The sequence below is a fragment of the Arthrobacter sp. 10T419 genome (genome assembly GCF_056394105.1).
In genome coordinates this window covers 342,014-357,887 of record NZ_JBFTHF010000002.1, presented here as the reverse complement: position 1 = coordinate 357,887, position 15,874 = coordinate 342,014, and the positions used below count along the sequence as shown (strand labels likewise).

The 15,874-nt window shown below is 67.6% G+C and carries 14 protein-coding genes and 1 pseudogene; 7 read left to right on the top strand and 8 right to left on the bottom strand.

Going from position 1 to position 15,874, the window contains the following annotated elements; translation table 11 throughout:
* Positions 1-21: 21 nt before the first annotated feature.
* Positions 22-324 (bottom strand): rhodanese-like domain-containing protein, encoded by a 303-nt coding sequence (locus AC1DBD_RS05240; protein WP_476916806.1) that lies wholly within the window; start codon positions 322-324, stop codon positions 22-24.
* A gap of 292 nt (positions 325-616) precedes the next feature.
* Between AC1DBD_RS05240 and trxA the strand changes: the two genes are divergently transcribed.
* Together trxA and AC1DBD_RS05230 are read left to right on the top strand one after the other, a co-directional pair.
* Entirely contained in the window at positions 617-982 is a 366-nt protein-coding gene (gene trxA, locus AC1DBD_RS05235) for a thioredoxin (protein WP_476925636.1), read from the top strand.
* Between the two features lie 285 nt (positions 983-1,267).
* Positions 1,268-2,299, top strand: coding sequence for a Gfo/Idh/MocA family protein (locus AC1DBD_RS05230; protein WP_476981581.1), 1,032 nt, complete (start codon positions 1,268-1,270; stop codon positions 2,297-2,299).
* 27 nt (positions 2,300-2,326) lie between these two features.
* Here the strand turns inward: AC1DBD_RS05230 and AC1DBD_RS05225 are convergent, their stop codons facing one another.
* Entirely contained in the window at positions 2,327-2,971 is a 645-nt protein-coding gene (locus AC1DBD_RS05225; RefSeq protein ID WP_476981580.1) for an FMN-binding negative transcriptional regulator, read from the bottom strand.
* A gap of 38 nt (positions 2,972-3,009) precedes the next feature.
* The gene (locus AC1DBD_RS05220) at positions 3,010-3,963 is read right to left on the bottom strand and encodes a DMT family transporter (protein ID WP_476981579.1); all 954 of its coding nucleotides are present in this window, start codon (positions 3,961-3,963) and stop codon (positions 3,010-3,012) included.
* Between AC1DBD_RS05220 and AC1DBD_RS05215 the strand changes: the two genes are divergently transcribed.
* Together AC1DBD_RS05215 and AC1DBD_RS05210 are read left to right on the top strand one after the other, a co-directional pair.
* Entirely contained in the window at positions 3,962-5,374 is a 1,413-nt protein-coding gene (locus tag AC1DBD_RS05215) for an aminotransferase-like domain-containing protein (RefSeq protein ID WP_476981578.1), read from the top strand. The genes AC1DBD_RS05220 and AC1DBD_RS05215 overlap by 2 nt on opposite strands.
* A gap of 52 nt (positions 5,375-5,426) precedes the next feature.
* On the top strand, positions 5,427-6,860 hold the full coding sequence (locus AC1DBD_RS05210) for an AAA family ATPase (RefSeq protein ID WP_476981577.1): 1,434 nt from the start codon (positions 5,427-5,429) through the stop codon (positions 6,858-6,860).
* Here the strand turns inward: AC1DBD_RS05210 and AC1DBD_RS05205 are convergent.
* The 3 genes and pseudogenes from AC1DBD_RS05205 to AC1DBD_RS05195 all read right to left on the bottom strand — a co-directional run.
* Positions 6,846-7,514, bottom strand: a complete 669-nt coding sequence (locus tag AC1DBD_RS05205; protein WP_476892422.1) for a hypothetical protein — start codon at positions 7,512-7,514, stop codon at positions 6,846-6,848. The two genes, AC1DBD_RS05210 and AC1DBD_RS05205, sit on opposite strands and share 15 nt — an antisense overlap.
* Complete coding sequence (locus tag AC1DBD_RS05200; protein WP_476892421.1) at positions 7,511-8,233, bottom strand: dienelactone hydrolase family protein; 723 nt, start codon at positions 8,231-8,233, stop codon at positions 7,511-7,513. Before AC1DBD_RS05200 ends, AC1DBD_RS05205 begins: the two co-directional genes overlap by 4 nt.
* Before the next feature lie 168 nt (positions 8,234-8,401).
* A pseudogene (locus AC1DBD_RS05195) lies at positions 8,402-8,547 on the bottom strand (LLM class flavin-dependent oxidoreductase); the annotation flags it as partial.
* Between the two features lie 185 nt (positions 8,548-8,732).
* On the opposite strand from AC1DBD_RS05195, the gene AC1DBD_RS05190 reads away from it, so the two are divergent.
* Together AC1DBD_RS05190 and AC1DBD_RS05185 are read left to right on the top strand one after the other, a co-directional pair.
* Entirely contained in the window at positions 8,733-10,880 is a 2,148-nt protein-coding gene (locus AC1DBD_RS05190; protein ID WP_476981576.1) for a transglycosylase domain-containing protein, read from the top strand.
* A gap of 73 nt (positions 10,881-10,953) precedes the next feature.
* The gene (locus tag AC1DBD_RS05185) at positions 10,954-11,802 is read left to right on the top strand and encodes an SDR family oxidoreductase (RefSeq protein WP_476981575.1); all 849 of its coding nucleotides are present in this window, start codon (positions 10,954-10,956) and stop codon (positions 11,800-11,802) included.
* A gap of 30 nt (positions 11,803-11,832) precedes the next feature.
* Here the strand turns inward: AC1DBD_RS05185 and AC1DBD_RS05180 are convergent, their stop codons facing one another.
* A complete protein-coding gene (locus AC1DBD_RS05180; RefSeq protein ID WP_441417633.1) occupies positions 11,833-12,690 on the bottom strand; it encodes a 3-hydroxyacyl-CoA dehydrogenase in 858 nt (285 codons plus the stop codon).
* A 26-nt stretch (positions 12,691-12,716) separates the two neighbouring features.
* Positions 12,717-13,349, bottom strand: coding sequence for a TetR/AcrR family transcriptional regulator (locus tag AC1DBD_RS05175; RefSeq protein WP_476981574.1), 633 nt, complete (start codon positions 13,347-13,349; stop codon positions 12,717-12,719).
* A 70-nt stretch (positions 13,350-13,419) separates the two neighbouring features.
* On the opposite strand from AC1DBD_RS05175, the gene AC1DBD_RS05170 reads away from it, so the two are divergent.
* On the top strand, positions 13,420-15,867 hold the full coding sequence (locus AC1DBD_RS05170; protein ID WP_476981573.1) for an alpha/beta fold hydrolase: 2,448 nt from the start codon (positions 13,420-13,422) through the stop codon (positions 15,865-15,867).
* The last annotated feature ends 7 nt before the right edge of the window (positions 15,868-15,874 follow it).

Here is a 15,874-nt window from a genome sequence, read left to right as displayed (position 1 = left end):
CCGGGCAGTCCATGGGGAGTGTCAGCCGGCGGGCAGCCCGGCGTCGGACCAGTCGAGCATCCCGCCGGTCATCGTGTAGGCGGTGAAGCCGGCGGCGGCGAGCTGGTCGGCGGCTGCGGCGCTGCGGCGGCCGCTGCGGCAGACGGCGACGACGGGACGGGTCTTGTCCAGTTCCCCCAAGCGGGCCGGGAGCTGCGCCAGCGGGATGTGGCGGGCGCCGGCAATCATGCCGGAAGCAATCTCGTCGGATTCGCGAACGTCCACGACCTGGGCGTCGCTGCCGCTCTTGAGCTGTTCGTTGAGTTGCTGGGCGGTAATGTCCATTGATGTGCACCTTTCGGGAGGCGTTCGGCAGGGGCATGTGGCCGATCCAGCCACTCATAAATATACCCCCAGGGGTATCGAGGTTCAAAATCTGCCGCTGTTCGCCCGGAGTCGCCGGGGGCGCCGCTCAAGCCGCGGGGCGTCAGGTCAGGCGCAGGAAGAGGGTACGGATTTCGTCGAGAGTTAGCCTCTGTACCTCGGCGCCTGGGGGTATTTGATCAAGACCCCGCGCCATCCACCTCCCCCGTGGAGCACGCTTGCACCAATACCCCCGGGGGTATATATTTGGAGCATGGCAACCATCGACATTTCTGAAAAGACCTTCAACGACACCATTTCCGGCAACGACATCGTCCTGGTGGACTTCTGGGCAGCCTGGTGCGGTCCGTGCCGCATGTTTGCCCCCACATTCAGCAAAGCTTCCGAAGCCCACCCCGACGTCGTCTTCGCGAAGGTGGACACGGAGGCTGAGCCGGGGCTCTCCGCGGCAGCACGCATCACCTCGATCCCCACCCTGATGGCCTTCCGAGAGGGTATCCTCGTCTTCTCGCAGCCCGGCGCCATGAACACCAGCGGGCTCGACGGACTCATCACCGCCGTCAAGGGACTGGACATGGAAGAAATCCGGGCCAAGATGGCCGCCGCGCCCGCGTCCTAACCGCCAGCAATACCAAACCAACGCAGCACCCAACCAGCAGCACCCACTTAAGGAGAAAACAATGTGCAGTCCCGTCCGTTGCAATAGCTGTGGAAAGATCACCTGGGCCGGCTGCGGCGAGCACGTCGACTCCGTCATGGCCGAGGTGCCCACCGAACAGCGCTGCACCTGCAAGTGACTCGTCCCCGGCCGGCTCCGCGGCCGGGCTAGCATGCTCAGACGGCGTCGTTGCGATCCGTACGCAGCGACGCCGACCTGACCGCCAGCCCAAGGAGAACCGAAGCCATGTCAGACACCGCTGCGACGCGCGCCCCCAAAAGCTCCGACTCCCCCGGCGGCGTCCGCTGGGGAATCCTCGGCACCGGATTAATCGCCGGGCTGCAGACTTCGGACCTGGTGGAACACGGCTTCAACGTCCAGGCGGTGGGCTCCCGGAACCTCGCGACGGCCCGCGAGTTCGCCGGCAGGTTCCGGCTGCCCGCGGCCCATGGCAGCTACGAAGCGCTGGTGAACGACCCCGAGGTGGACGTCGTCTATATCTCCTCGCCGCACCCGTTCCATTACGAGAACGCACTGCTGGCCCTCAACGCCGGCAAGCATGTGCTGGTGGAGAAGCCGTTCGCCATGAACGAGTGGCAGGCGCAGGAAATCCTGGACCTCGCCGCATCGAAGGGGCTGGTGGCCCTCGAGGCGATGTGGACGCGCTACCTCCCGCACATGGTCCGGGTGCGGGAACTGATCCGCTCGGGTGCCCTGGGGGAGGTCCGGACCGTCATTGCGGACCACAACCAGAACCTGCCCAAGGATCCGGCGCACCGGCTCAACGACCCCGCCCTGGGCGGCGGAGCCCTCCTTGACCTGGGGATCTACCCGGTCTCCTTCGCCTTCGACGTGTTCGGCGAGCCAGCCCGGATCCAGGCAGCCGCCAGCATGACGGCCACCGGCGTCGACCGCCAGACCGCGATTATCTTCGAATACGCGGACGGACAGCAGGCTGTGCTGCACTGCGCACTGGACACCGCTGGGCCCAACCGCGCCGCGGTGATCGGCACCGAAGGCAGCATCGAGATGGACCCGGTCTGGTACACGCCCACCGGTTTCACCCGGTACGACGACGGCGGCAACGTCGTTGAGCGCTTTGACCAGCCGGCCACCGGCCGCGGCATGCAGTACCAGGCGTGGGAAGTCGAGCGGCTCATTGCCGACGGCGCGGTGGCCAACGACGTGCTGTCACCCGGCGAGACGGTCCAGGTCATGGCCGCGCTGGACACTGTCCGAAGCCAGATCGGGCTCAGCTACGCCAGCGACGAACGGTAGGGGCGCGGCAGTTCGGCCCCAGCCGGCCTACCCTCCCAGGTCCGGGCGCCGCTCACGGCGTGCGCGTTCGACGTCACGGGCACTGGCTGTGTGCCCGCACCCCGCGAGTCCGGCCACGACGCCGTCGACGTCTTGATCGGAGCGGTTTTGGCTGAGCTTGGTCTTCGCCTCGATCCTGCTGATCAGCAGTTCGACGCCGACAATGGCGCGCAGTTGGCCGGCAATGTACCGCTCCGGCGCATCGTCGACGGACCAGGGCCGGGCTGAACCGGCTTCGTTGAGGTCGGTGAGCCGCCTGACGTGGCCGACGAGCCAGGCCGGATCATCGTGGATGACCAGGGTGCCGTAGACGTGGGCCGTGGAGTAGTTCCAGGTCGGGACCACGCGCCCGTGTTCGGCCTTTGATGCATACCAGCCCGGTGAAATATAGGCGTCGGCGCCCTGCATGATGACCAGGGCCTCGCCGAGAGCCGGCTCGGACCACTGCGGGTTATTCCGGGCCAGATGGCCGTGCAGGGCCCCGTGCTCGCCGATTGAGGGATCGTAAACCAAGGGCAGCAAGGTGGCGAGCATGCCGTGCGCGGTCGTCGTGACCAGGTTGGCGGCCGCCGGGGTGGTGAGCAGGTCACGGACGGCGCCGGGGCCCGCCGCGAAGTGCGCTGGGATGTACATGGGATTGTCCTTTGCCGTTGGGTGGGGTGCGGGAAAAGTCAGGGCCGCGGTGGCGGCGGTGTTGGCCTCAGCCGGACGCGGACGGCGATGCCCGCGCAGGCAATTACCGCGGCCCCGCCAACCAGGGTGGTCGGCGTCAAGGTTTCACCAAGGAGCAGCGCGGCCCAGGCGATGCTCAGCACCGGCTGGATCAGCTGGATCTGGCTGACTTGGGTCATGGGGCCGATGGCGAGGCCGCGGTACCAGGCGAAGAAGCCGAGAAACATGCTGACGACGCCGAGGTAGGCGAAGGCGGCCCACTGCGCCGGAGTACCCGACGGGGGCTGCTGGATCATCGTCCACGCGGCCAGAAACAGCATCAACGGCGCGGCGAGCACGAGCGCCCACGAGACGGTCTGCCACGCACCGAGCTCCCGGGCGAGGAAGCCCCCTTCGGCGTAGCCGATGGCTGCGGCGACGACCGCGCCCAGCAGCAGCAGGTCCGACCAGTGCAGTTGCCCGAAGCCCCCGGGCTGCGCGAAGGCGAAGCCGAGGGCCGCCGCGGCGCCGGCAGCCGTAGCGAACCAGAAAGCCGCGCGCGGACGTTCGTGGCCGCGGAGGACGACGGCGGTGGCGGTAGCGGCCGGGAGCAGGGCGATAACGACTGCGCCGTGGCTGGCGGGCACACTGGTCAGCGCGAACGAGGTGAGCAGCGGGAAGCCGACGACGATCCCGCCGCCGACCACCGCGAGACGGGCCCACTGAAGGCCCAGCGGAAACCGCTGACGGGTCAGCACCAGGGCGGTGGCAGCCAGGGCCGCGGCAACGACCGCCCGGCCGGAGCCGATGAACAAGGGCGACAGTCCCGCCACCGCCACCCGGGTGAAGGGAACGGTGAAGGAGAACGCCGCAACTCCGAGCAGTCCCCACCCGAGGCCGCCGCCGGAACGGCCGGACCGAGGGGTCGGTATCACTGGGCGAAAAAGTACAGTAGCGCTACTATTGTCTCTCATGAACCACGATAGCAGTTCACGGATTGTGACGCAGCTCAAAGAGTGGATCGCACGTGCCGCCCCCGGAGCCCGGCTGCCGTCTACGCGGTCGCTGGTGGCCGAACACCAGGCCAGTCCCGTCACGGTGCAGAAGGCGCTGCAGGTCCTTGCCGCCCAGGGGCTCATCGAGAGCCGGCCCGGCGTCGGGACCTTCGTCCGGGAGATCCGGACGGCGCGCCCCTCCGACTACGGCTGGCAGACCGCGGCGCTGCGGACGCCGCACGCGCAGCTTCGTCCGGCATCCACCGCGATGCGCAGCGCGGCGAACGATGTCATCGCCCTGCACTCCGGCTACCCGGCCCGCGAACTGCTGCCCGAACGGCTGGTCCGGGCGGCCCTGACCAGGGCCGCCCGGGGCGACGCGGCGCTGTCCCGCGCACCGGCAGCGGGGCTCCCGGAGTTGCAGTCCTGGTTCGCGCACGAGCTGGGTGCCTCGATGCAGGCCGGCGTCACCCCGCCGGCTGCGAGCGACGTCGTCGTACTGCCCGGAACCCAAAGCGGACTCAGCTCGATCTTCAGGTCGCTGGTGGGCAGCGGGCAGCCGCTGCTTATGGAATCCCCAAGCTACTGGGGCGCGATTCTCGCTGCCGCCCAGGCCGGCGTGAGCGTCGTTCCCGTTCCGAGCGGACCCGACGGCCCGGAGCCGGACGGGTTGGACCGCGCGTTCCAGGAGACCGGCGCACGCCTGTTCTACGCGCAGGCCAACTACGCCAACCCCACCGGGGCGCAGTGGACGGGCCGGCGCGGCGAAGAGGTCCTGGAGGTCGTGCGCCGGCACGGAGCGTTCTTGGTGGAGGATGACTGGGCCCACGACTTCGGCATCACTTCGGCCCCCTCCCCCGTCGCCGCGCGTGACGATTCCGGCCACGTCGTATACCTGCGGTCCCTGACGAAGAGTGTCTCGCCGGCCATGCGGGTGGGGGCCGTGATCGCGCGCGGCCCGGCTCGGGACCGCATCCTCGCGGACCGCGGGGCCGAGTCGATGTACGTCAGCGGCGTCCTCCAGGCCGCCGCCCTCGACGTCGTCACCCAGCCGGCCTGGCAGACGCACCTGCGCAGCGTCCGCCACCAGCTCCAGTCACGCCGCGACCTGCTGGTCACGAGCCTTCGCGAGCATGCCCCGCAGGCCCATCTGACCCTGGTCCCCAAGGGCGGGCTGAACCTCTGGGCCCGCCTGCCTGACGGGACCGAGGTCGACCGGCTCAGCGCCGACTGCGAGCGCGCCGGGGTGCTGATCGCCGCCGGCACGGAATGGTTCCCTGCCGAACCCGCGGGTCCCTTCATCCGGCTCAACTACGCCGGGCCGAACCCGGGTGACTTCCCGGAGGGCGCCCGGGTCCTGGGCCAGGCGATCGAGCGGAACGGGCAGTAGCGGATGATGCGGCAGCGGACGCTACGCTGGCGGCCGCTGGTAGGGTCTGCGCATGGATGAAAATTTGGGGAAGTTCATCGACGATTTTGCGCAGCTTGTGCAACTTGCGCAGTCCGGCCAGCACCGGGCGCCGGCGGGACCACAGTTGCTGTCGACGCTTACCGAACATTTGGGCGCGCCGGCCGGGTCGGTTTCTGTCGTGGTGGAGGAGATTCCGCCGCACCGGTTCGTCGACGCAGACATCCAAATGGCCGAGCTGGCGGGCGAGGATCCGAAGTCCCGGCTGGTCGGCATCGGTGGCGGCGACCAGCGACACCATCATTCCTTGAGCGACATGCTGCAGCAGGCGCAGGTCTTTCCCCAATTCCCGCTCTCCCAGCCGGACTACGCCAACCTCGCGGTGGGCCCTGACGAGCAGCGGCAGGCCGTGGCGCTGGGGCTCTGGCTGTTCAGTCACGGCGGACATCCGATCGTGGTGCTGCAACGGGATGCCAACCCCCGGTACGGTCGGCAAACGGCGTCCCTGGAAGTCCTGGCCGGCGCTACCGATACTGCCGCAAGCTTCCTCGCGGAGTTCCGACGTCGGATGCAGCGCCACAGCATCTTGAAGGGACAGGTCATCTCCCTTGTCATGGGCGAGTACGGACCCAGCGCGGCAGGCGTGACCTTCCACGCCCGGCCGGATCTGGCCGCGTCCGAGGTCATCCTGCCGGACGGTCTGCTGCAGAAAGTGTCTGACCATGCCCTCGGCATCGCCGAGCACCGGGACACCCTCAACCGGTACGGGCAGCACCTGAAGCGGGGCATCCTGCTCTACGGGCGGCCGGGCACCGGAAAGACCCACACGGTGCGGTATCTGCTGAGCCGGAGCCAAGGTGCCACTGCCATCCTGTTGTCCGGCGGATCGCTTGCCCGGATTTCCGAGGCGGCCTCCATGGCCAGGGCGCTGCAGCCCTCCATCGTGGTGCTCGAGGACTGTGACCTCATTGCCGAGGACCGCAGCTTCGGACATGGTCCCCAGCCGCTGCTATTCGAGGTGCTCGACGCGATGGATGGCCTGGCCAGCGACGCCGACGTGGCGTTCGTCCTCACCACCAACCGGGTGGACATGCTGGAACGCGCCCTCGCGCAACGCCCCGGGCGGGTGGATCTGGCCGTGGAGATTCCCCTGCCCGCGCAGCCCGAGCGCGTGGCGTTGCTCAAGCTGTATTCACGCGGGATCCCCTTCAGTGCGGCCGCCCTTGATGAGGCGGCTGCCCGCACCGAAGGAACCACGGCCTCCTTTGCCCGCGAACTGATCCGCCGTGCCGTCGTGGCGGCCGCCCTGGCCGGCGTCCCGGTCGCGGACGGCCACCTTCAGACGTCCGTGGGCCAGCTGATGGCCGACGGCGAGGCGCTCACCCGCAGTTTGCTGGGCAGCGGGGTCGGAGAGGGCGCTGGTGGTGGCCCTGCCGGAGGCGGATTCCGGGGTTCAGCTGCTTTCTGACTCAACGAGACGTTTCAGATTTGAGAACTGGCGGGTCTGCATGACCCAGTGCGAGGGCTCCAACACCAAGATACTCAGCGCGGGTTGAAGCCATTGGGGCCGGAACGACCAATAGCCGCTGACCACCAGCCTGGTGCGGCCGCCTGCCGCGTCCTTCAGCTCGAACCCCCACAGCGAGTCGGTGAAGTGACGGGGCCGCTCTCCCGCTGGGTCGAACGGACGCCCGCGCAAATCGATCGACATGCGCAGACCCAGAAACTTCTCGGGTTCCAGCGCCGCGACCTCCCACCACTGGCTGCCGTCCGGCGTGGCCGCCAGCCGGTCCCCAACGGCGACATCCTGCCACTCAGGATGGATTGTCCCGGCACTGCGGCGCCCGAAGTTATCCAGGCGGTCCCAGCTGTACCAGCCGCCCTGCCTGGTTCCCATCTGCACCAGCCAGGGCCACACGCGCGAACGGGGCGCGTCAACGGTCACGGCCATCGTGGCGCTTCGGGTCCCGTCCGGGATAAGCCCGGCACCCGGGTAGGGTCCGTGAACTTCACCGTCGGTCGCACCGGCGCGTAGCAGGCGCGGGCGCACAACCATCAGATAAGCGGCGGTGAGAAACGCGGCAACTCCGCCGGCCATTCCCCCCATCCGGTGCGAGGTCATCGTGGCACCCCCTCAGGTTTCAGATGCGTCCGGAAGAACGCCAGGATCCGCCGTCGGGCGTCTTCGGCCGAGGGCTCGTGGTAACCGGCGGCCACCAGTTTCGCCAGCAACTTGTCGCCGAACGTCAGGTCTGACGGGCCATGCCGGTTGAGGAAGCCGTGGCCCGCGCCGGGATAGACCTTGATGTCGTGGTCTATCCCCGCGTCAGCCAGCAGCGGTTCCAGCCGGGCGGGCACCCGGCGCACCCCCGGCCAGCGGTCTCTTGCTCCGTAGCTCGCCACGATTGGGCAGGCCCGCGGCATGGCCCGGGCCGTGGCGTCGTCGAGTCCGCCGTAGTTCACGCTGGCCGCGGCAAAGTCGTGATCCGGTGCGAGCATGAGGGCGAAGCCACCACCCATGCAGAAGCCGATCACCCCGACGCGGCCTGTGCAGTCGCCGCGTGCCACCAGCCAGGCGCGGGTGAGGTCCAGGTCGCCGAGGGGCCGCCAGCCGCGGATAAGGGACCAGAGGCAGGCTGCCCTGGTGTCCCAGTAGAACAGGTCCGGTGCCACTGCGAGGAACCCCTCGCGGGCCAGCCAGTCGGCCTGCCCCCGGGTGTCTCGACTCAGGCCCAGCGCGTCATGGATAACCACGACGCCGGGCCAGGGACCTTCGCCGGACGGCGTGGCCACGTAGGCCGGCATTTCGCCGCGGGAAGTGCCAATGATTACCTCGGCCATGGGGCCTCCCGGACGACTGGAACAATCAGGACCTGATTACCGGCCTACCAGCGACACGCCCCTCGCGGGAAGAGTCATTGGCCACCGACCGGGGCGCCGGCACACGGGAGAGCTCCTGCACGAGGGCTCGGGTTCGCCGGCGTAGCTGCGCCCGAAGCGGTCAAGGCCGCCGTCGAGGTACCCCATCTGGTCCCGGGCATCCGCCTGGGCCCGGGAGTCCTCCTCGGCCATATAGAGCGGGTTCTCGAAGCGCATGTCAATCACGCCGGTGCCGAGTTCGATGCGCGAGGTGCGGCGGCGATTGCGGCGAGCAGCGGAAACGGCGAGGCCTGCTGCTCGGCAAAGAATGTTGAACTCTCACAGGGACTCGGGCTCCCGGAAGCGGACGGGTGTCGTGCCTCCCGGATGCCGGCAGCGGGAAGGCCTTCCGGCACTGGTCCTTCGGGGGCGGCCCGGCCTAATCTGGGCACAGATTTTGAGCGTGATAGCTGGACAGAAAATGGCGCAGAAAAAGCGATTCGGAGCTGGGCTGGCCGCGGCCTTTAGGAGGGTCCTCGGGTTCTTGATAGTGAGCGCGTTCTGCGGTGTTCTGGCCGCCAGCCTGGTGGTCCCCGGTGTGGCGGCGGCCGGCGTCGCCGTCAGCAGATCAATCACGTTCTTCAATAACCTTCCCTCCGAGCTGGCCGTGACTGCGCCGTCGCAGTCAACCAAAGTCCTGAGCGCGGACGGGAAACCGATTGCCACCTTCTTCGCGGAGAACCGTGTGAAGGTGAGGCTGGACCAGATGTCCCCGTACATCAAGGATGCGATTGTCGCCATCGAGGACAGCCGCTTCTACGAACACGGCGGCGTCGACCCGCAGGGCATTCTCCGGGCGCTCACCTCCAACCTGACCGGCGGCGCGAGACAGGGAGCATCCACGCTCACCCAGCAGTACGTCACGAACGTAATCAACGAGTCCCTGCTGTCGGCGGACCGGAGCGATCAGGTCATCCTCAGCGGGCAGAAAAACATCGGCGACAAGGTACGCGAGATGAAGCTCGCCATCGAGCTGGAAAAGAAGTACACCAAGGCACAGATCCTGGAGGGCTATCTCAATATCGTGTTCTTCAGCCGCGACGCATACGGCATTGAGGCCGCAGCCAGGCATTTCTTCAGCACCACCGCCAAGGCTCTCACCCTGCCCCAGGCTGCCCTGCTGGCCGGCCTGGTCAACAGTCCCAGCTTCTACGACCCCGCCGTCCATCCGGAAAACTCCATCAAGCGGCGCAACCAGGTCCTGGACAAGATGCTCAGCGAGGAAAAAATTACCCAGGCTGCCCATGACGCCGCCGTCGCCAGCGGTGTCAGGCTGAAAATCGCCGCCGCAAAGCAGGGCTGCTCCGCGGCGGACATGGCCCCGTACTTCTGCGACTATGTCTCCCACCTGATCCTCAACAACCCGGCCTACGGCGCCGACACCACGGAACGCGAAAGGAGGCTGTACCGCGGCGGCCTGACCATCACCACCACGCTGGACAGCAGGCTGCAGGCGGCCGCCCAGGTGCAGGTCGACGCCACAGCCGGGGCCAACCCGGACAAATGGGGCGCGTCCCTGGTCTCTATCCAGCCGGGCACCGGCAAGATCCTCGCCATGGCGCAAAACACCGTGTTTCTGCCCGCCCCCGGAAAGTTCGACACCCAGCTGAACTTCAACGTCGATTCCAAGGACGCCAACGGCAAGGACCTGAACGGCGCCGGCGGATTCCAGCCCGGGTCCACAATGAAACCGTTCACTTTCGCGGAGTGGCTCAATGAAGGCAAATCCATGCTCACCAAGGTGGATGCTTCCCGGCGGGTCTATCCGCTGGACTTCCCCTGGAAGTCCAGCTGTGGCAAGGTCCTCGGCGCCTACAACACAGCGCAGAGGGCCCTCGGTGCCGCCGACGACTTGAAGAACAATGATGAGGGCTACTACCGCAAGATGCCCGTCAATTACGGGCTCTACAACTCCATCAACACGGCAACCTTCGCCGAGGCCGCCCAGCTGGACTTCTGCGGCATCCAGAAAATGGTGGACACGGTGGGCCTCCACAGCGGCGTGGACAACGCCCGGGTGAACATGCACCAGCTGGGCAACTTGCTCGGGGCCATCGGGGTGGCGCCGCTCCATCTGGCGAATGCCTTTGCCACCTTCGCCGCCGATGGCAAGTACTGCGCCCCCATCGCGATCACCGCGGTGACCGATGCCGCCGGACGGGAGCTTCCGGCCCAGGCCAGCGACTGCCGGAGCGCGGTCAGGCCCGAAGTGGCCCGCGGCGTGAATGCCGTGCTGCAGGACGTGCTGAAACGGGGGTCGGGAATCTACATTGAACCCAAGGTCCAGGCCCGAGTTCCGGTGGCTGCCAAGACCGGCACCTCCAACAACAATGGCGCGACCTGGGTGGTTGGCTACACCACCGGCCTGGCCACCGCATCATTCTTCGGCGACACCCTGGCGGGCCAGAAACGGCCAGGCCAGAACGTCACCATCAACGGCAAGTTCTACCGGAACATTGACGGTTACATGCTCGCCGGCCCGCAGTGGGCCAACTACATGCAGCAGGTGGCCCCGCTCTACCCCGCCGCACCCTTCCCGCCGCCGCCCAAGTCGATGACCAAGCCTTGAGCCTCGTTCCACCCCGGCACGGAGTCCGATGACAACTCTTGCTCTCCGCGGCCGCTGCGCGTATGAGAGAAGCATGAGTTCGCAACGGGACGTCCTCCACGGACGCGTGGCGGTCGTGACCGGCTCGACACGCGGTTTGGGTTTTGCCATGGCGCGGCTGCTGGGGCACCAGGGGGCGACGGTGGTGCTGGCGTCAAGATCCGACGCCGACGTCGCCGCCGCCGTGGAGCGGCTGAGAACGGAAGGGATCGCGGCGTCCGGACGTCGCTGCGACACCGGGGAGCTCGCCGACGTGGAGGCCCTTCGCGACGAGGCGCAAAGCCGCGGGACGCTCGACATCTGGGTCAACAACGCCGGAGTCTCCGGCGTCTTCGGGCCCACGGCGTCCACACCGGTCGACGACTTCACGCGGGTGGTGCGCACAAACATCCTCGGCACGTTCCACGGATCGAGAGTCGCGTTGCCTGTGTTCCTCTGCCAGGGCCGCGGCGACCTCGTCAACGTCTACGGCCAAGGCGACCGGGGGCCCGTCGCGCTGCAGAATGCCTACGCGTCAAGCAAGCGCTGGGTCCGGCAGTTCACCGAGACGTTGCGGCTGGAGACCCGAGGCACCGGCGTCCGGGTGCATGGCATGAACCCGGGGCTGGTGGTGACGGACCTGCTGGGGCACATCACGTCCCAGCCGGGGTACGACCATCGGCTGGGCGCGTTGCAGGTCGTCGTCGGATTGTGGGGGCAGACCCCCGACGACGCCGTGCGCCCCCTCCTGGATCTCGTAACGTCGGACGCGGCCGAGTTCCGGTATCTGACGAAGACCACCATGGTGACCCGTGGAGTGCGCAACGTGCTGGCCGGGCGGCTCCGCCGGGCCAACCGGATGCCCCTGAGCGTCACGGTCCTGGACACGAACGGCCGGGGCTGACACCCGGGACGCACGTGGCGCCGGCATGGCTCAGTACCGGTAAAAGCCCTCGCCCGTCGCGACACCGAGCTTGCCCATGTCGATGTAATTGTCCTTCAGATACTTAGCGAATGCCTGAGACCCGGCGTCCGGCGAGGAGGCGGCGATGTTGTACGCGGTGCCCAGGCCGACGACGTCGAAAATCTGGAACGGTCCGCTCGGCGCCCCGGTGGCAATGCGCCAGGTCTTGTCGATTGTCTCCGGGCTGGCGATGCCCTGCAGCAGCAGGCCGGCGGCCGCGTTCAGCAACGGAACCAGCAGCGAGTTCAGCACGTAGCCGGCCTTCTCCTTCTTGATCTCGATCGGCTCCAGGCCGCCGTTCCGCGCGAACTCGACGACGGCGTCGAACACTTCCGGGTCGGTGTCGGCGGTGCCCATCACCTCGGCGATGTTTTGCGCCCAAATGTTGTTGGCGTAATGGATGGCGAGGAAGCGGTCGGGGCGGCCGGTGGACTCCTTGAGGTCGCTGGGCAGCAGGGTTGAGGAGTTGGTGGCGAAGATGGTCCTGGCGGGGGCCAGCTCCGCGAGTTTGCGGTACACGTCCCGCTTGAGCTCGAGCAGTTCGGGTACGGCCTCGATCACGAGGTCCGCCTCGGAGACGGCGCCCCGGAGGTCGGCGGTGAGGCGAAGGTTGCCGAGAGCCGCCTCGGCCTTGCCCTCCCCGGCGCCGGCAATGTTCGCCGCCCGGTAGATGCCGGCGAGCTGCGCGAAGCGGGAGCGGGCCTTGTCGAGGGCCTCATCGTCGAGGTCGTAGGCGGTGACGGCGAACCCGTGGAACGCGGCCTGGTAGGCGATTTGGGAGCCGAGTACTCCGGTGCCAAGCACGGTGAGGGTCTTGATTTCTGCCATTTGCGTTCTTCCTTTCGGCGCGGACGTTACCGTCGGCCGGGGTTGTCGGAGCCGTAGATGCTGCGGATCCAGATGGTCGATAACACGTGCAGGGCGCTGGACTCCGGGATGGCGGGACTCTCCTGGTTGAGGACCGCGGTGATCACCCGTTCGTTCATCAGGTTGAGGCTTACGGCCAGGTCGTGGGCGTCGACGCCCTCCGGCGCAGCGCCTCGTGCCTGCTCGGACCGGATCACGTCGCTGGAGAAGTCGACCCATGACTGCATCGACTTGGACCAGAGCGCACGCACCTCCTCGTTGCGGGCGCGCGCCGCGATCGCCGCCGTGGAAACACCCCGGTGGGCCGCGAACACCTCGACGAACATGCCAATGGAACGGGTCCAGGCTACCGCGGGGTCGCTCTCGAAATCGCGCGGCAGGTCACCGATCCGGTGCTCAACCTCGGTGATGACACGGTCCAGCAGGGCCAGCAGCACCTCGTCCTTGGACCCGAAGTAGAAATAGAAGGTAGGGCGTGAAATGCCGGCGCCGCGGGCCAGCTCCTCAATCGAAATATCGTCGAAGGCCCGCTCGGCCAGGAGGGCCTCGGCGGTAATCAGGATTGTGTCCTGGCGCTCATCACCCGAGACCTTTGCGGAGCGTCTTCCTCGCTGAACCATGCCGCCCATCCTAATCCAACTTTCCGACGCCGTGTTGACTCTCTCAACACTAAGTCGATAACTTGGCGGTATGAGCGAACACGTGGATGTGTTGATTGTCGGCGCCGGGCTGAGCGGCATAGGCTTCGCCAGCCGGCTGAAACGCGAGATGCCCGGGAAGTCGTTCGCGATCCTGGAATCCCGCAGCGCCGTCGGAGGCACCTGGGACCTCTTCCGGTACCCCGGCATCCGCTCCGACAGCGACATGTACACGCTCGGCTACTCCTTCCGGCCCTGGGCCGGCGCCAAGGCCATCGCCGACGGCGATTCGATTCGCGAGTACATCCAGGCGACGGTCGCGGACGAGGGTCTCGAATCGCGGATCCGGCTGAATTACCGGGTCGTCTCGGCCGAGTGGTCAAGCGAAACCGCGCTGTGGACGGTGACGGCGGTCCCGACGTCGGGCGGCGAGTACCGCCAGGACGCTGCGGCATCCCGTCCCGGCAAGCCCGCCACCTTTACCTGCTCGTTCCTGTCCGTCTGCTCGGGTTACTACCGCTATGACGAGGGCTTCACCCCGGCCATCGAGGGCGCCGACACCTTCACCGGATCGATCGTCCACCCGCAGCACTGGCCGGCCGACCTCGATTACGAGGGCAAGCAGGTGGTGGTCATCGGCAGCGGCGCCACCGCGGTGACGCTCGTGCCGTCGATGGCGAAGACGGCCGCCAGGGTCACCATGCTGCAGCGCTCCCCCACCTACATCGCCCCCGTGCCCTCCCGGGACCACCTGGCCGACCGCCTCCGAGGCAAGATGCCCGCCCAACTGGCTTACGACGTCGTCCGGGCCAAGAACGTTCTCTTTTCGATGTTCACGTACCAGCTCAGCCGGTGGCGGCCGGAAACGATGAAGGCGATCCTCCGGAAATCAGCCGTCGCCAAACTGCCGGCCGGCTTTCCGGTCGACACGCACCTGGCCCCGTCGTATCAGCCCTGGGACCAGCGGGTCTGCGCCATCCCCAATGGGGACCTTTACCGGGCGATCAGCGCCGGCACTGCCGACATCGTGACCGACGAGATCTCCCGGATCACCCCGGACGGGATTGACCTGGTTTCCGGCGGATCGATTCCTGCCGACGTGATTGTCACGGCGACCGGGCTGAACCTGCTGGTGATTGGCGGAATGACCCTCACCGTGGACGGCGAGCCCGTGGACGTCGGCAAGACCTTGACCTACAAGGGCATGATGCTCGACGGCGTACCCAACTTTGCGCTCACCATCGGCTACACGAACGCGTCATGGACGCTCAAGGCCGATCTGGTCGCGGGTTATATCTGCCGGCTGCTCAAGCACCTCGACCGCCGGAACCTGCAGTGGGTTGCACCCGCGGCGCCCGGCGAGGTTGCGGACGCGGGGCTGACTTCGCTGATCGACCTGAAAGCCGGGTACATCCTGCGCGGCGAGGACAAGCTCCCCCGGCAGGGCGCCGGCTCACCCTGGCGGCTGCACCAGAATTATCTGCGCGACTTCGCCCTGCTCAGGGCCGGCCGGGTCACGGACCACGTCCGTTTCGGCCGGCGCGGGCAGCAGGTGCGCGCGTTCGGACGTACGACGGCGGCGCTTGGCCCTCTTGAGCTTCCTGGAACGGGATACGTCAACGTCGGCGGTGCGCGGCTGCGCTTCCGGAAGACCGGCAGCGGGGATCCCGTGCTGCTCCTGCACGGCATCGGCCAGAGCCTGGAGGATTGGAACGAGCAGCACGATCGTCTCGCGGCACGGCACACGGTCATCAGCGTGGACCTGCCCGGGTTCGCGTACTCTGCCCGCCTCTCCGGGCCGGCGACGTTGGCAAAGCTTGCCGACGCCCTGCCGGCCTTCCTCGACGCCGTCGGGGTGCACGAGCCGCTGCCCGTGATCGGCAACTCGCTCGGCGGGGCCGTCGCCATGAAACTGGCGGCCGACCATCCGGACCGCGTCTCCGCCCTGGTTCTTGCCAACAGCGCCGGATTCGGCAAGGAGGTTGCGCTGGTCCTGCGCCTGCTTACCATTCGGCCGCTCGCGGCCCTGCTCATGCGTCCCGCTGCGGCGACCTCCCGCCGCACGGTCGAGTCGATCTTCTATGACAAGAGGCTGGTGACCGACGACCGGGTTGGCCACGCTTTCGCCCTGTCGCGACGGGCCACGCACCGCAGGGCGCTGCTGGACGTCGCCCGCGACCTTGGCACAGTCTCCGGCGTTCGGGCCGAATGGCGGACGTCCCTGCTTGGTGCTTTGGCGACGTCGGAGATACCCGCCCTGGTGTTGTGGGGCTCCCACGACCACATCCTGCCGTTTAGCCATCTGGCGGCGGCGACGGCGGCACTGCCGCACGCCGAGTCACATGTCTTCGCTAAGACGGGGCACATGCCGCAGATCGAGCGGCCTGACGAGTTCGCCGCAGTGGTGGAGGAGTTCCTCTCCGCGCGAGGCTGCCAACATCTGATCCGACCGGCGTTGCCGTTGCGTTGCCGTTGCCGTTGGAGTCTGCCGCGAGCATGATGACTTG

Excerpts from the sequence above, each read along its gene's own strand:
- AC1DBD_RS05240 (WP_476916806.1), bottom strand. The coding sequence starts at position 324 with ATGGACATTACCGCCCAGCAACTCAACGAACAGCTCAAGAGCGGCAGC.
- trxA (WP_476925636.1), top strand. The coding sequence starts at position 617 with ATGGCAACCATCGACATTTCTGAAAAGACCTTCAACGACACCATTTCC.
- AC1DBD_RS05230 (WP_476981581.1), top strand. The coding sequence starts at position 1,268 with ATGTCAGACACCGCTGCGACGCGCGCCCCCAAAAGCTCCGACTCCCCC.
- AC1DBD_RS05225 (WP_476981580.1), bottom strand. The coding sequence starts at position 2,971 with ATGTACATCCCAGCGCACTTCGCGGCGGGCCCCGGCGCCGTCCGTGAC.
- AC1DBD_RS05215 (WP_476981578.1), top strand. The coding sequence starts at position 3,962 with ATGAACCACGATAGCAGTTCACGGATTGTGACGCAGCTCAAAGAGTGG.
- AC1DBD_RS05220 (WP_476981579.1), bottom strand. The coding sequence starts at position 3,963 with ATGAGAGACAATAGTAGCGCTACTGTACTTTTTCGCCCAGTGATACCG.
- AC1DBD_RS05210 (WP_476981577.1), top strand. The coding sequence starts at position 5,427 with ATGGATGAAAATTTGGGGAAGTTCATCGACGATTTTGCGCAGCTTGTG.
- AC1DBD_RS05205 (WP_476892422.1), bottom strand. The coding sequence starts at position 7,514 with ATGACCTCGCACCGGATGGGGGGAATGGCCGGCGGAGTTGCCGCGTTT.
- AC1DBD_RS05200 (WP_476892421.1), bottom strand. The coding sequence starts at position 8,233 with ATGGCCGAGGTAATCATTGGCACTTCCCGCGGCGAAATGCCGGCCTAC.
- AC1DBD_RS05190 (WP_476981576.1), top strand. The coding sequence starts at position 8,733 with ATGGCGCAGAAAAAGCGATTCGGAGCTGGGCTGGCCGCGGCCTTTAGG.
- AC1DBD_RS05185 (WP_476981575.1), top strand. The coding sequence starts at position 10,954 with ATGAGTTCGCAACGGGACGTCCTCCACGGACGCGTGGCGGTCGTGACC.
- AC1DBD_RS05180 (WP_441417633.1), bottom strand. The coding sequence starts at position 12,690 with ATGGCAGAAATCAAGACCCTCACCGTGCTTGGCACCGGAGTACTCGGC.
- AC1DBD_RS05175 (WP_476981574.1), bottom strand. The coding sequence starts at position 13,349 with ATGGTTCAGCGAGGAAGACGCTCCGCAAAGGTCTCGGGTGATGAGCGC.
- AC1DBD_RS05170 (WP_476981573.1), top strand. The coding sequence starts at position 13,420 with ATGAGCGAACACGTGGATGTGTTGATTGTCGGCGCCGGGCTGAGCGGC.